The sequence below is a fragment of the Bowmanella yangjiangensis genome (assembly GCF_017255015.1).
GTDB classification, from domain to species: domain Bacteria; phylum Pseudomonadota; class Gammaproteobacteria; order Enterobacterales; family Alteromonadaceae; genus Bowmanella; species Bowmanella yangjiangensis.
The window spans coordinates 344,434-359,144 of record NZ_JAFKCS010000002.1; the positions used below are offsets into that span (position 1 = coordinate 344,434).

12 protein-coding genes are annotated in these 14,711 nt (G+C 50.3%); 10 read left to right on the forward strand and 2 right to left on the reverse strand.

Annotated features, from left to right (window positions below):
• The first annotated feature begins 229 nt into the window (after window positions 1-229).
• Window positions 230-1,438 carry a DUF445 domain-containing protein gene (locus J0A65_RS03995; protein ID WP_206592827.1) on the forward strand — a complete coding sequence of 403 codons (1,209 nt, stop codon included), beginning with the start codon at window positions 230-232 and terminating at the stop codon, window positions 1,436-1,438.
• A 116-nt stretch (window positions 1,439-1,554) separates the two neighbouring features.
• Window positions 1,555-2,172, forward strand: coding sequence for a LysE family translocator (locus J0A65_RS04000; RefSeq protein ID WP_206592828.1), 618 nt, complete (start codon window positions 1,555-1,557; stop codon window positions 2,170-2,172).
• Between the two features lie 105 nt (window positions 2,173-2,277).
• Here J0A65_RS04000 and J0A65_RS04005 read toward each other — a convergent pair whose 3' ends face one another.
• Window positions 2,278-2,979 (reverse strand): hypothetical protein, encoded by a 702-nt coding sequence (locus J0A65_RS04005; RefSeq protein WP_206592829.1) that lies wholly within the window; start codon window positions 2,977-2,979, stop codon window positions 2,278-2,280.
• Between the two features lie 180 nt (window positions 2,980-3,159).
• On the opposite strand from J0A65_RS04005, the gene J0A65_RS04010 reads away from it, so the two are divergent.
• The 4 genes from J0A65_RS04010 to J0A65_RS04025 all read left to right on the forward strand — a co-directional run bounded on the left by J0A65_RS04010 (window position 3,160) and on the right by J0A65_RS04025 (window position 6,570).
• Complete coding sequence (locus tag J0A65_RS04010) at window positions 3,160-4,026, forward strand: TraB/GumN family protein (RefSeq protein ID WP_206592830.1); 867 nt, start codon at window positions 3,160-3,162, stop codon at window positions 4,024-4,026.
• A 105-nt stretch (window positions 4,027-4,131) separates the two neighbouring features.
• Window positions 4,132-4,746, forward strand: a complete 615-nt coding sequence (locus J0A65_RS04015; RefSeq protein ID WP_206592831.1) for a TetR/AcrR family transcriptional regulator — start codon at window positions 4,132-4,134, stop codon at window positions 4,744-4,746.
• Window positions 4,747-4,778: 32 nt separating this feature from the next.
• A complete protein-coding gene (locus tag J0A65_RS04020) occupies window positions 4,779-6,251 on the forward strand; it encodes a wax ester/triacylglycerol synthase domain-containing protein (protein ID WP_206592832.1) in 1,473 nt (490 codons plus the stop codon).
• A gap of 7 nt (window positions 6,252-6,258) precedes the next feature.
• Window positions 6,259-6,570, forward strand: a complete 312-nt coding sequence (locus tag J0A65_RS04025) for a DUF4156 domain-containing protein (protein WP_206592833.1) — start codon at window positions 6,259-6,261, stop codon at window positions 6,568-6,570.
• Here the strand turns inward: J0A65_RS04025 and J0A65_RS04030 are convergent.
• On the reverse strand, window positions 6,561-7,247 hold the full coding sequence (locus tag J0A65_RS04030) for a YceB family lipoprotein (RefSeq protein ID WP_206592834.1): 687 nt from the start codon (window positions 7,245-7,247) through the stop codon (window positions 6,561-6,563). The genes J0A65_RS04025 and J0A65_RS04030 overlap by 10 nt on opposite strands.
• Window positions 7,248-7,442: 195 nt before the next feature.
• Between J0A65_RS04030 and J0A65_RS04035 the strand changes: the two genes are divergently transcribed.
• The 4 genes from J0A65_RS04035 (at window position 7,443) to fadJ (ending at window position 14,360) form a co-directional block, all read left to right on the forward strand.
• Window positions 7,443-8,987 (forward strand): hydroxymethylglutaryl-CoA reductase, encoded by a 1,545-nt coding sequence (locus J0A65_RS04035; RefSeq protein ID WP_206592835.1) that lies wholly within the window; start codon window positions 7,443-7,445, stop codon window positions 8,985-8,987.
• A 181-nt stretch (window positions 8,988-9,168) separates the two neighbouring features.
• The gene (locus J0A65_RS04040) at window positions 9,169-10,779 is read left to right on the forward strand and encodes a GMC family oxidoreductase (protein WP_206592836.1); all 1,611 of its coding nucleotides are present in this window, start codon (window positions 9,169-9,171) and stop codon (window positions 10,777-10,779) included.
• Window positions 10,780-10,900: 121 nt separating this feature from the next.
• Window positions 10,901-12,226, forward strand: coding sequence for an acetyl-CoA C-acyltransferase FadI (gene fadI, locus J0A65_RS04045; protein WP_206592837.1), 1,326 nt, complete (start codon window positions 10,901-10,903; stop codon window positions 12,224-12,226).
• Window positions 12,227-12,236: 10 nt separating this feature from the next.
• Complete coding sequence (fadJ, locus tag J0A65_RS04050) at window positions 12,237-14,360, forward strand: fatty acid oxidation complex subunit alpha FadJ (RefSeq protein ID WP_206592838.1); 2,124 nt, start codon at window positions 12,237-12,239, stop codon at window positions 14,358-14,360.
• The last annotated feature ends 351 nt before the right edge of the window (window positions 14,361-14,711 follow it).

Below are 14,711 nucleotides of genomic sequence, written 5' to 3' on the forward strand. Positions count from 1 at the left end.
CGTAGGCAAGGGCAGGGAGGCGACAGTTGTTTGAACCTGCTATTGGAGCGCACTTGGTGCAGTTGTGGCGCGTTTTTGCTGCCGTTTTTGTCTTTAAAGCGTGAATCCGCGCAGCAGCCTCTGGCTAGCTATGTCATGGCTAACTTGCTTTTAGATTGACCATTCTAATTTCAATGGTTAGCCTGATTTGCAGCTGCTACCTATAACAACAGGCGCTACGTTTTCGCTTATGGAATGGACTGTCGATACCCTGCTGCTGTTGCTGATCCCGCTTACCAGTGCACTGGTGGGGTGGTTTACTAACTACCTGGCGGTCAAAATGATGTTTTACCCGGTGGAATTTGTCGGTATCCGGCCCATCTTTGGCTGGCAGGGACTGATCCCGGCTAAGCGGCGTAAAATGGCCGAGATTGAAGTAGAGTTGGTGCTGGGTAAGCTGTTAAGTGTGGAAGAGATAGTCAATCGGCTGGATGCCCAGCAGATGACTCAAGCCATAGAAAGGCGGCTAAAGCAGGTGCTCAGGCGCATCGTTAATGATGTGATGCAGGAGTCTGCGCCGACCTTATGGGCAGCCTTGCCGGTACAAGGTAAGAATCTGGTTTATGCCCGGGTTGAGCTGGATATTCCCAATGTGGTCAGCAAGATGGTGCGGGATTTTCAGCAGAATGTAACGGAAATCTTTGATATCCGTGAAATGGTGGTGGAGCAACTGGCTAAAGATCCTGAGCTGATCAATGAGATTTTTCTAAAAGCCGGGGCCAAAGAGTTTCCTTTTATTGAACGCTCCGGTTTGTATTTCGGTTTTCTGTTTGGCCTGCCCACGATGTTTATCTGGTCTTATTACCAACTGTGGTGGATCTTGCCTTTAGGTGGTCTGCTGGTGGGCTATGCCACCAACTGGATTGCCATCAAAATCATCTTTGAGCCCAAGCGGCCACGCAAAGTGGGCTTTTTCACCCTGCAGGGCATGTTCTTAAAACGTCAGAAAGAGGTCTCCAGGGTATATGCCGAGATCATCGAGAAGAAGCTGCTTAACTCGCAGAATATTACCCATGCAGTGCTTAAAGGTTCAGGCTCAGGGCAGTTGCTGGAGCTTATCGAATTGCATGTTAATGATGCCATCGAGCGTTATGTGGCGGTGGCACAGCCTTATTTTGCCCTGGCGGTGGGCAGCGAAGACTACTTCCGCATGAAGGAACTGGCGGTGAAGCGCATTTTCGAGGACTCAGATAAGTTTCTGCATTACGCCCATGAATATGCCAATAGCGCGTTAAATATCGGCGATGATTTGCGGGTAAAAATGGAAGTGCTCAGCCCTGAGGAATTTGAAGGGGTGCTTCGCCCCGCCTATAAACAGGATGAATGGAAGCTGATTGTAGTTGGCGCCATTCTGGGCATGCTGGCCGGTGCCGGCCAGCTTTATTTAATGTTGTTATAAAGCTGCCAGTGAGCGCGCAATACACCAGATTGGTCGGGTAACGCACAGAGCTGCATTGCCAGTGTGAGACCTAGCACGCAATATTGTCCATGGATATAGATATTTCGGGTGCAGTTATGACATGGGAAAGTGCTCTCTCATTTTTTTTGGCCGTGTTGGTTTTTGGCATCACACCAGGGCCAGGGGTATTTGCGATTCTGGCCAGGGCGCTCACCTCAGGTGCGGGCTCATGCTTCTATTTGGCCTTGGGTATGATTATCAGTGACATCTTATATCTGATTGCGGCCTGTATTGGTTTGGCCGCGTTGGCAACGCACTGGAGTGAGGTATTTACTGTGGTGCGAATTGTTGGCGCTGTTTATCTCGTATATCTGGGCTGGAAGATGTGGAACGCACCATTGGATCTTAATGCCACTGAAAGCAAATTGACCACACAGGGCAGGGCGTTAAGTTTTCTGCAAGGTGCGCTGATATCTGCCTCCAATCCCAAGGTTATCCTGTTCTATATTGCGTTTTTACCTACCTTTATGGATCTGAGCGTGATGACATCAGCCGATATTGGGCTGGCGGCATTTTTAACGTTAATTGCCTTAATGATCGGCTTGATGAGCATTGCCATGTTTGCTGCCAGGGCGCGCAGATTATTTCGCTCCGAACAAGCCGTAAAACGCTTGAACAGAAGTGCAGGCTCTATCATGGTGGCGGCCGGGGCGTTTCTTGTTTCGCGAAACTGATAATCTATTACAGAGACATGGGGACCGAGTCTTGTTGCTCGAAGGTCGAAGAATGCAAGGTACTGGCATAACGCCAGTACCCTCAAAATTACCGGTTACACAGGCTTATAATCGTTTGAGCTGAATATCTATCTTGTCGTAGTACAAGGTGGTTTTGCCTTCAAAGCCTGAATCTGTGCCGATAAACAGCCAGATGGTACCGTCACTGTTGGTGGTAAATTCCAGCTGGGTTTGGTCTGTGCTGAGCAGTGATTTTTCTACATACTTGCTGCCTTCGCAGTTGGCTCCACTGGCCGCGACATTGCCGATGATATTGGCGTTTTTACCATTGTTGTTTTGGGCACCTTTATCCAGGTTCAGATAATAATCCACCTGCTTGGGCTCGGTTTCACCAAAGCCGAATTTCACCCATACCGCTTCCCCAGGCGCACCGCCTATGCCCATACAACCCTCGCCAGCATTGGTCAGCAGTTTCAGTTGAACATTGGCCTGGTAGCGGCTGCTGGCTTCAAGGCCCGTGAACTTGCCTTTCATATACATAAACAAGTCATCGCTGCGATTATGCCCGGATAGCATAAAGCCTTGTTTTTGAGCGTCAGTAGGTAACGCTTTACGGCCGGATGCCAGTTCATAGATGGCCGCATTGTCGCTGGGATAGTCAGAAAACCCGGCCTGCCAGCCATGGTCAGACTGCTCAAAATCAAAGGTATAGGATGGATTGTCTTTGTTGTTGGAACTGCCGACATCCAACTCGCAGCCGCTTAACAGCAGGGCACCGGTTAACAGGAAAATGGCTTTGTTGTGCATAATGTTTCTCAGAGATGAAGGTACTTATATGCTAAGTAAGCCCGGGGACGCGAACTGTATCAGTTGTTAATTGCAAGGCGGCAATTTGTAAATACATGCAGGTAAAACCTTCACAATGTGTTTCGCTTGTTACCGGGAATTGCGGTAGAGTCCGGCTTTTACTTTGCAAAGGGATTTAAAGTGAAGCGCTATTTACTCTTGCTGTTTTTCTTCTCCGGCCTGAGTCTGGCCGACAGCGCCGTTTGGCGACTTACTTATGCTGATAAGCAACTTTATTTGGGTGGCACCTTGCATATCCTCAGCGCCCAAGACTACCCCTTACCCGTGGAATTTGCCCAAGCCTACGAGGCATCAGACAAGCTAGTGTTAGAAGCGGATATCCGGCAAATGCAGGAACCGGCATTTATTCAGGAAATGATGGCGCTGTTGACCCTACCAGCAGGACAGAGCCTGGCAGATAAGTTATCTGCTGCGACCCTAAATCGCTTAAGCCAGTATCTGAACGGTAAAGGCATGCAGCTTGAACCACTGCTTCATTATAAAGCGGCAATGCTGGCACTGATGCTGACCAAAATGGAAATGCAGCAACAGGGTTTGGATCAACAAGGTGTAGATATGCATTTCCTGGCCCGCGCCGAGAATGACCAAAAGCCCCTTGGCTTTTTGGAAAGCGCCATGCAGCAGATGCGTTATCTGGCCGAAATGGGCGTGGGGCAGGAAGACGAATTGATTGTCTACACCCTGGACGATATGCAAAGCTTGCCACAGATGCTGGAGGAACTGCGCAGTGCCTGGCGAAATGGCGATCTTGGCGCTTTGGAAGCCGACGGTATTAACCCCATGCGGGAGACTCATCCGAAGTTGTATCAGAGCCTGCTAAAAGCCCGCAACGATCAGTGGGTACCACAGTTGCTAAGCATGCTTGAAGATAAACCGGTCGAATTGGTGCTGGTAGGCGCATTGCATCTGGCCGGTGACGATGGCCTCTTGGCGCAGCTTAGCCGCCAAGGCGTGAAGGTAGAGAAGTTGTCCGGCGAAAAACCCTAAGCTGATGACAAATTTGTGATTTTTTCCGGATCCGAGTCGCTGATACTTTAACCATCGGCAAAATACCGTTAGTCTGATAGCACAGTATTTGTCCAGGCGATGGCAATGGCGAGCAAGACAGCACAGCGGATCCTGTTTACCAGTCTTGAGTTGTTTAATATCCATGGTGAAGCGGCGGTTACCAGCGTCGATATCGCCATGGAGTTGGATATCAGCCCCGGCAACCTCTATTACCACTTCAAAGGCAAGGAAGTGCTGGTGTCGGCACTGTTTGAACTATTCAGCGAGCAGATGAAGCCGCTGTTAGCACGCCCATCACAGCCGCTTAATCTGGACGAATTTCTCTGCGCACTGCACCTGCAACTGGAGGTGGCGGCGACATTCCGTTTTCTGTTTCGTAATCCCGTTGATTTACTGGAAAAGTACCCCTTACTGACAAAGCCGTTCAGACACATACTGAACGGGCAGCAAGCCCGTTGGCGCGAGTCGTTGGAATATGCCATCGAACAGGACCAGCTTAGTCTGAGCCGTGAGGCCGTATCGCCGATGCTCCATCAACTGGGTTTGGTGTTCAGCCAGGCTGCCAACTATGCTCTTTTAAAGGGCGAAAATCTGGACAATGATGAATTTGCTCAACATTGTTTGCGCAGTATTGTGTTTTTGCTGCATCCCTATAACCAAACAGAACGCCATGATTGGCCGTCGTTTTTGCCAGGTTAAACGCTGATAGATATAAACAGGGAGCTGCACAGGTGACACGTAAAATCAGTTTTCTAGACAGAGCATTCTGGATCACCGAGTCAGACAACAACCCCAAGCACGTCGCGTGTTTACAGTTGCTGGAATTACCCGAAGACGCTGAAGCCGATTATTTGCCCAAGTTGTTAGCGCATTTGCGCAGCTTTGATAAGCCATCCAGCCCCTTTAATACCATAGTTGAAGATATGCTGGGATTTCCGCTCAGACTGGTGGCGGTGCGTGAGCTGGATATGCACTACCATGTTCAACTACATGAGCTGGATAATGTTGAAGACAAAGCGGCCCTTAACCGTTTTGTTGCCGGTTTGCACGAGCCACGATTAGACCGCAATAAACCTTTATGGCAATACCATTTGATTGCCAGTCGCGAGGGGCGGTGTTTTGCCATCTACGTGAAAATTCACCATATGTACGGCGATGGTGCGGTATTGATGCGCTGGTTTCAGGCCGGTTACCACGAGCAGCCTGATATTGAGCACTTCACTCCGGTTTGGGCCGTCTCTCAGCCTTTCAAGGAAAGGCGGCGTAGACACTGGTTGAGTGGTACGCTTGGGGCTGCCTGGCACCTTTTACGAACGGTCACCGACCTGGTTTGGATCTTGTTCCGCCTGTTAATCAAATTAGTGCGGATCAACAGCCATTATATGCCTATTCCGTTTTCCGGCACTCGCACTGTACTTACCGGGCAGGTCAAACGCGGGCGGGTGGTGGCCACTGCCGATCTGGACTTTCAGCGGGTTCAAGCCTTGTCTAAACGAATGCGGGCCTCAGCCAATGAGATCCTGCTGTGCTGTTTTGATATTGGCGTACATCGTTTTCTTAAAGATTATGGACACAGCTTTAATAAAGCCTTGTATACCAATATGCCGATAAATCTGCGTAAGCCTGGCGAGAATACGGCAGGGAACAAGATTGCTATTGTGCCAGTTAAGCTGGCCCATGGTGAGGTTGATCCTTATCTGAGACTGAGGCAAATCATCGAAAATCACCGCATTGTTAAACATGCAGCAAAACGCTCGGAGCCGGGAGCCTTTAGCTATTACACCATTTTGATTCAGGCCGTGGCGCTGGTTTTCGAAGTGCTGCATTTGTCTGACTGGTTCAAACCTATTGCCAATATATTGATATCTAACGTGCCTGGTCCCAAACAGACCCGTTATTTACGGGATGCCAAGTTACTGGCGGCTTACCCCATTTCAACTATTACCCCAGGCGGCGGAGTGAACATCACTCTGCTGACCTACGGGCAAAGCGCAAACATAGGTTTGGTGTGCTGCAATACGCATATCAGTTCATTGGACAATATGGCGCATTACTTTGTTGAGGCTTTTGAGTTGCTGGATAAGTGCGCCGATGATCCGAGCCTGAGTATTGAAGACATAGGCGAACATGTGGATGATGACATCAAGTCCATAGTTGACGACGACCTTGGCCATGCCCAGGATGTACTGCATTCACATCATTAGGAAGACTATGAAAGCCACTTTGCCACTGATTATGGGGTTAACATTACTTGGCTGCGCCAATGTCAGCTCGGTACCCGGCGCCGATGCCGTGAGGTTGATTGATGCTGCCGAGGCACAAGGGTGTCAGCGTGTGGGTTCGGCCAATGCCCAGGTTGCCGACAAAATTGCCTTTGTTGAGCGAGATGAGAAAAAAGTCGCTGAGGAATTGCTAGCCCTGGCCAGAAATGAAGCCGTGAAGCTGGGCGGCGACAGCCTGGTAATCGACAGCGCCATCAAGTTCGGTAGCCGCCGCTTCGTGGTATACCGTTGTCAGTCATGAAATAAAAACAGTAACTTGCCATCTTCAACTTTTACATTCTGGCCCAGGCGGGCGAACAGCCGTTCGTCTGGCAGATTGTCATCCAGTTTGTAGTCCAGTTGTCCCTGATTAATTTGCTCGAGTAACTGACGCTCGATTTGTGGTTGATGAAATTCCAGCACCTTTTGCTTGTTGCCGCTCAGGTACAAATCCAGGTAGCTCCGAGCCTCCTTATAAACAGGCCCACCTAACACATCCAGTGAGGCATTTAACCAGCCGCCAAGAACGTCGGGCACCAGGCGGCTCAGTATTTGTGCGCTGCTGCGAAAGATAAAATGATCGTCCTGAATCAGCTGCAATTTCGACAGGTTAACCTCAGCGGCGCGAATGCTGCCTTGGCCACGCATATAACAAGGGCGTCCATGCAAAACCGCCAACACATGGGCCTGATAGAGCTTGATGCCGTTAACATCGACCTGCAAATCGCACAGCAGCTCCAGCCGAAATTGGTCTGTGGGCATACGCACAGTGGCATTTAATACGGTTAAATGTCCTTTGCCTGTGGGTAAGGCCAAAGGGAGTTTCCACGGCAGATTGGCGCTTAGCATGCCATTTAGCTCTGTGGCGGAAATGCTGAAATGCCTTAAACGGCCAAGGCGGATCAGCAATGTGATCCACCAGTATTTGATTCGTGTCAAAACGTCACTGGCTGGCAAGACGTAGGCTCTCCTGAGCATCAAGTGGTCATTCAAGCCACTGTTATTCAAGTGGAAAGAATACTATTTGAGTGGATTTTGTGCAGCTTATCAACAATAGTAAGTAGCAAAAATACCCAGCCTGACCGGTCGCGGGCTTATCAGGATGGCGAATAATAATAACTGGAGCAAGCGTAGATGTTTATTCCTAGTATTCTTCTCAAGCAACTGTATAACCGCGGCAGCCTGACACTGCATGGCAATGGCGTGCGTTTTTCTTTGAAGAACCGTCTTAAAGACGCATTGGTGCAAGAGGTGCTGGATATTCGTATCGATGGCCAGTCTATCGCCACCGATAAGCTGCGTCTGCAATTGGCGGACGGACAGTGCCTACCCTTAAGTGAGTTCAATAGTATGGGGACGCATAATTTCCCATTGCGGGCCAGCTTGGCAGTCTTTGTTGACGATTTTAGCCCTTTGGCCCAGCAGAAACACCGGGTTTATATAAGCTTCCGTGCTTTGCCCTTTGGTGAGCTGACTTTTGAGGTGGATGATGTAGCCACCCAGGAAGAGCAAAACGCCAACAAAATTCCCCGCTCTGACGCCGACGATTACGGCCAGGATATTATCAAACAGCGCCAGCGCTTTTATGAAGAATTCAGTGGGACGAATATCGAGCATATTGCCCAGTACAGCATTGATCCGCAGAGTTTGCGCGGCAATATTGAAAACTTTATTGGTGTGGCCCAGGTGCCAATTGGTATTGCGGGGCCTTTTCATATTAATGGTGAACATGCGCGCGGCGAATTTATGATACCGCTTGCCACCACCGAAGGTACGTTGGTGGCGTCCTACAATCGTGGTATGAAACTGCTGAATATGAGTGGTGGGGTGAAAAGCACAGTGGTTGACGATGCCATGCAGCGGGCGCCGGTGTTTGTATTTGAAGATGCCAGAGGCGCCCGAGACTTTGTGCAGTGGGTGAAAGAGCACATGGACAGTATCCGCCATGAAGCGGAGGCGACCTCATCGGTTGCTAAGCTAACCTATATCGATCATTTCTTGTCCAACAAGTTTGCTTTCCTGCGGTTTAATTTCAAAACCGGTGATGCAGCCGGACAAAACATGGTGGGACGGGCCACTTTTGCGGCCTGTGGCTGGATATTGGATCACTACCCTGGGATTAAGAATTTTTATCTGGAGTCTAACTTTGCAACGGATAAAAAAGCCTCCCATATCAATATTATGCGCACCCGTGGTAAACGGGTGACCAGTGAAGTCACGATCAAACGGGAACATTTACTGGAAGTGATGCGGGTGGATCCTAAGCAAATCGACTACCACGGTCGGGTAGCGGGCGTGGGGTCATTTTTATCTGGGGTGAATAACACCGGCCTGCATTCTCCCAATGGGATTACAGCCATGTTTATTGCTACCGGCCAGGATGTGGCCAACGTATCCGAATCCTCTGCGGGGATTTTGTACAGCGAGCTCACTGATGAGGGGGATTTGTACCTGTCTTTGACCATACCTTCATTAATTGTGGCAACTTATGGGGGCGGCACGGGAATTGGTACCCAACGTGAATGCCTTGAATTACTGGGGTGCTACGGGCGTGACAGGGTGTATAAGTTGGCTGAAATTGTTGGGGCTGTGGCGTTGGCCGGTGAAATCTCCCTGGCGTCAGCTATTTCATCCTCGGACTGGGTGTCATCTCACGAACAATATGGCCGTAATCGCTAAAGTGTAAGGCCTGCGTCGTGGCAATGGGCGTTTAACCTTGCGGTCATCAGGTTGTCTTGTTGTGAGTGAATAATCGGCAGGCTGTCGACTAAATATGCAATCTTCGGGTGCGGTCGGCAGAATTTCTTTGATAGACTCACTGGTACGATGTGTAGTAACGCAAAGATGAGCGGACGTAGCCATGACACAAGCAAACCACTTTGACTTTATTGTCGTCGGTGCCGGTTCGGCGGGGGCCGCACTGGCGGCCAGGCTGTCTGAAAACCCGGCCTGGAAAGTGTGTTTGCTCGAGGCAGGCAAACCCGATAGCAACCCACTTATCCATATTCCCTTTGGCTTGGCATTGTTATGTCGCTTTCGCGGTATCAATTGGAATTACACTACCCAGCCTCAGACTGAGCTGAACAATCGCAGTCTTTACTGGCCAAGAGGCAAAACGCTGGGCGGCTCCAGTTCGGTGAATGCCATGTGTTACATCCGCGGCGCTAAAGAGGATTACGATCACTGGCAGGCACTGGGGGCTGAGGGGTGGAACTGGCAGTCTGTCTTACCTTATTTTAAAAAAGCCGAAGATCAGCAGCGGGGTGAGGATGCCTGGCATGGTGTGGGTGGCCCGTTGACCGTCAGTGATTTACGTTATGTCAGTGCCTTGAGTCAGGACTTTGTTCAGGCCGGTGTTGCGACAGGCTTAAGTGAACTGACGGATTTTAACCGTGATATGCGCGAAGGGGTGGGAGCCTATCAGGTTACTCAGCAACAAGGCCAACGCTGTTCAAGTGCCAAGGCTTATTTAAGCCAGGCTAAGATCCGCTCAAATCTGACTATCCTGACCTCCGGTTTGGTTAGGCGTGTGCTGTTAGAGCAGGGTAGGGCTGTGGGGGTGGAGTTTGAACAGCGCGGCCAGCGTCGCCAGATTTATGCAGAAAAAGAAGTGCTGTTAAGTGCAGGGGCGATTAATTCGCCGCAGTTATTAATGTTGTCGGGGATTGGACCTGCTGCACATCTGGAAAGCTTAGGCATTAAGGTTGAAGTGGATTGCCCTGGCGTGGGAGAAAATTTACAGGACCATCTGGATGCCATTGTGCAGTGCCGCACTAACAAAATTGCCGGCTACGGTGTAGCGCCAGGTGCCTTGCCTCAATATGTGCAGGGACTGTGGCAATATTTCAGTGGCCACCGCGGCTTAATGTCCAGCAATATTGCCGAAGCCGGCGGCTTTGCCAGCAGCAGTCTGGCTAACGGCTTGCCGGATTTGCAGATGCATTTTATTCCCGCCATTTTACAGGATCATGGTCGGCATCTGGCCTGGGGTTATGGCTATGGGTTGCATATCTGTTACTTGTACCCGAAAAGTCGCGGTACAGTGCGTTTACAAACGGCTGACCCTGAAGCTCCTCCACTATTGGATCCGCGCTATTTAAGCCACGAGGATGATCGCCAGGCCATGTTAGATGGCGTTAAGCTGGCCAGACAGATTCTGCGCCAGGCGGCCTTTGAGAAATACCAGCCACAAGAATGGTTGCCAGGCGCGGCAGTAGAGTCTGATGAAGCGCTGCTGGACTTTATTAAAGATAAGGCGGAAACCATCTACCATCCGGTGGGGACTTGCCGGATGGGCGACCCGCAATCACCGCTGACGGTGGTCTGCCCTGAGCTGAAAGTAAAGGGTGTGCAAGGGCTGAGGGTGGTGGACGCCTCGGTGATGCCTACCTTGATCGGCGGCAATACCAATGCCCCGACTATTATGATTGCGGAAAAAGCCGCCGCGCTGATAAAGCAAAACTATCTATAAATTCAATATATTAGCTTTAGCATCAAGTATGTCACATCGCTATCTGTAGGCTAGAATTTGAAATTTGCTCGGCAAATAGTACAATCCGGCCAAACAGGTCTGACCACTAAAAGGAAACAGAATGCCAGGTAACACCTCTTCCGTCACCCGTAACGTGACGACGCGTAACGGAGACCGTATCGCCATTGTGGCCGGTCTTCGTACCCCATTTGCCAAAATGGCCACGTACTTTCATGGCGTGCCTGCCGTGGATCTCGGCAAAATGGTGGTAAACGAGATGCTGGTTCGCAATAACCTGGATCCCCGAGAAGTGGAGCAACTGGTGTATGGCCAGGTTGTGCAGATGCCGGAAGCCCCGAATATCGCCCGGGAAATCGTACTGGGCACAGGCATGAATGTGCATACTGATGCCTACAGCGTATCCCGCGCCTGTGCGACCAGTTTCCAGGCCACAGTGAATATTGCCGAGTCTATGATGGCGGGCAATCTTCAGGTTGGCGTGGCAGGTGGTGCAGATTCCACCTCAGTATCGCCTATTGGCGTGTCTAAGAAACTGGCGCGTGCGCTGGTGGACTTACAAAAGACCAAGACGTTTGGGCAAAAGTGGAACGTGATTAAACGTTTGGGCTTTAAGGATCTGTTGCCTGTTCCGCCTGCCGTTGCCGAATACTCGACCGGACTTTCCATGGGCGATACCGCCGAGCAAATGGCTAAAACGCACCAAATCCGCCGTGAAGATCAGGATGCGCTGGCCCATCGCTCGCATACTAATGCGGCGAAAAGCTGGGAAGAAGGCAAATTGAGCGGTGAAGTGATGACCGCCTATGCAGAGCCATTCAAAGGCGCTCTGGAGAGAGACAACAACATTCGTTTCGACTCCAGCCTGGAAGGCTACGCCAAACTGCGCCCGGTATTTGATCGCAAATACGGCACGGTAACGGCCGCCAATGCCACTCCGCTTACGGATGGCGCATCGGCTGTATTGATGATGACCGAAAGCCGCGCTAAGGCCATGGGTTATAAGCCATTGGGTTATATCCGTAGCTACGCTTTTGCCGCGATTGATGTGTGGGAAGACATGCTGATGGGCCCCTCTTATGCGACGCCAATTGCTTTGGATCGGGCCGGTATGAGTCTTAACGACCTGACCCTGATTGAAATGCATGAAGCCTTTGCCGCCCAAACCTTGGCTAACCTGAAAATGTTTGCCAGTGATGCCTTTGCTAAAGAAAAACTGGGCAGAGATAAAGCCATCGGCGAGATGGATATGGATAAGTTTAACGTGATGGGCAGCTCTATTGCCTATGGTCACCCCTTTGCCGCAACCGGTACCCGCATGATTACCCAAATGCTCAATGAGTTGAATCGTCGTGGTGGCGGCACCGGTTTGGTGACAGCTTGCGCGGCAGGTGGTCTGGGTGCAGCCATGATCCTGGAAACGGAATAAGGAGAAGACTATGACAGACGTAACCAGTGCATTTTCCCTCAGCCGCCGGGACGACGGTATTGCCATTCTGACTATGGATGTGCCGGGTGAGAGCATGAACACCTTAAAGGCAGAGTTTGCCGAGCAGATCGCGGTTCAGCTTGATGAGATTGAAAAAGACAGCAGTATTAAAGGTCTGGTGCTGGCCAGCGGTAAAGCCAGCTCCTTTGTCGCCGGTGCTGATATCAGTATGCTGGCGGCCTGCCAGAGTGCCGAAGATGCGGTAGCCTTGTCCAAATCTGGACAGCAGATGTTTGCGCGCATCGAAAACATGAAGATCCCTGTGGTCGCGGCTATTCACGGCCCGGCCTTAGGGGGCGGTCTGGAACTGGCACTATGCTGCCATTATCGTATTTGTAGTCTGGACGACAAAACTGTTATGGGCCTGCCGGAAGTGCAGCTCGGTTTGCTGCCGGGAAGTGGCGGAACGCAGCGTTTGCCTAAGCTGGTAGGTATTCAAAAGGCCATGACCATGATGCTGACCGGCAAGCAACTGCGTGCCAAGCAAGCGAAGAAGGACGGTCTGGTTGATGATGCGGTGCCCTTGTCTATTTTGCTGGACGTGGCTATTCAGTTTGCTAAGAAAGCCAAACCGAAGCGTCAACCGCCTAAGCTGAATCTGGTTGGGCAGGCGCTGGAGCGTACCCCCTTTGGGCGTAATTTCCTGTTTAATCAGGCGCGCAAACAAACCCGCAGTAAGACCCGTGGCAACTACCCGGCGCCAGAGCGGATTATTGATTGTATCGAAGCTGGTGTCAGCGGCAGCCGTGGCTATGATCTGGAAGCCCGTCATTTTGGCGAGCTGGTGATGACCCCTGAGTCTAAGCAGTTGCGTAATATCTTCTTTGCCACCACCGAGATGAAAAAAGAAACCGGTGTGGAAGGGGTTCCGCCAGCCAAGGTTAAGAAAACTGCCGTACTGGGCGGAGGCCTGATGGGCGGTGGTATTGCCTACGTTACCTCAAGTAAGGCCGGGCTTCCTGTGCGGATTAAAGACATCCGCAGTGAAGGCATTGCCAATGCCATGAAGTACAGCTATGACCTGATGATCAAAAAGGTTAAGCGTCGCTTTATGCGTAAGGCTGAGATGCAAAAGCAATTGGCGCTGTTGACCGGTACCACGGACTACTCTGGCTTTGGCGACGCGGATATCGTAGTTGAGGCAGTATTTGAGGATTTATCCTTAAAGCAGCAGATGGTGGCTGATATTGAAACCAATGCCGGAGCACAGACGATTTTCGCCACCAATACTTCCTCTATTCCAATTGGACAGATTGCCGCCAAGGCAGCAAGGCCAGAGCAGGTGATAGGTCTGCATTACTTCTCGCCTGTGGATAAAATGCCGCTGGCTGAAGTAATACCTCACGCAGGTACCTCGGATGCAACGATTTCCACTACGGTGGACTTTGCCCGTAAGCAGGGGAAAACCCCTATCGTGGTCAAAGATGGGGCTGGCTTCTACGTGAACCGTATTCTGGCACCTTACATGAATGAAGCGGCATGCGTGTTACTGGCCGGTGAACCCATTGAACAAATCGATCAGGCGCTACTGAACTTCGGTTTCCCTGTTGGGCCGATGAAGTTATTAGATGAAGTGGGAATCGATATCGGTGCCAAGATATCGCCTATTCTGGTTGAAGAGCTGGGTGAGCGCTTCCGTGCTCCCGAGGCGTTTGACAAGCTGTTGGCCGACGATCGCAAGGGCAAAAAGAACAAGCGTGGTCTGTATAAGTACAGCGGTAAGAAGCCGGGTAAAGAGGTAGATGAGAGTGTCTACAGTTTGCTCGGTATCAGCCCGTCACAAAAGTTCAGCCATGACCAGATTTCAGAGCGTTGCGTACTGCTGATGCTTAATGAAGCGGCCATGTGTTTGGCTGAGAACGTGATCCGCAACGCCAGAGACGGTGATATCGGTGCTATTTTTGGTATTGGCTTCCCGCCATTCCTGGGCGGGCCATTCCGCTATATGGATAGCCTTGGGATTAATCACGTGGTTGCACGCCTTGAACATTATCAGGGATTGTATGGGGATAAATTTAGCCCTGCTCCGTTATTAAAAGAAATGATGGAACAAAATAGAAGCTTTTATGCTTAATAAAAATGCCCGCTTTTAGCGGGCTTTTTTTATACAATTATTTATTTTCTATATTTAGCTCTGTTATTTTTAAATTCCGTAATTATTCTGCAATATTGAATAATTAACTTATTTTCCCTTCTTATTTCTTAGGTGGTTTTTTTGTATCCATGGTTAATTATTTTGATAGATAGTTAAGCGCCTGTTAAATCAATTTCTCAGTTTGTATTTAATTGTATTCGTTGGTCTAATCTTTGACCGATCTGTCTGTGCTTAGGTTGACCTTATTGACCCGCTCTGCGTATTATCCGCGCCCCCCAAGAGGGGCACGACAGACTACATAAAACTGCAATTGTAGTGAAAATATATTCA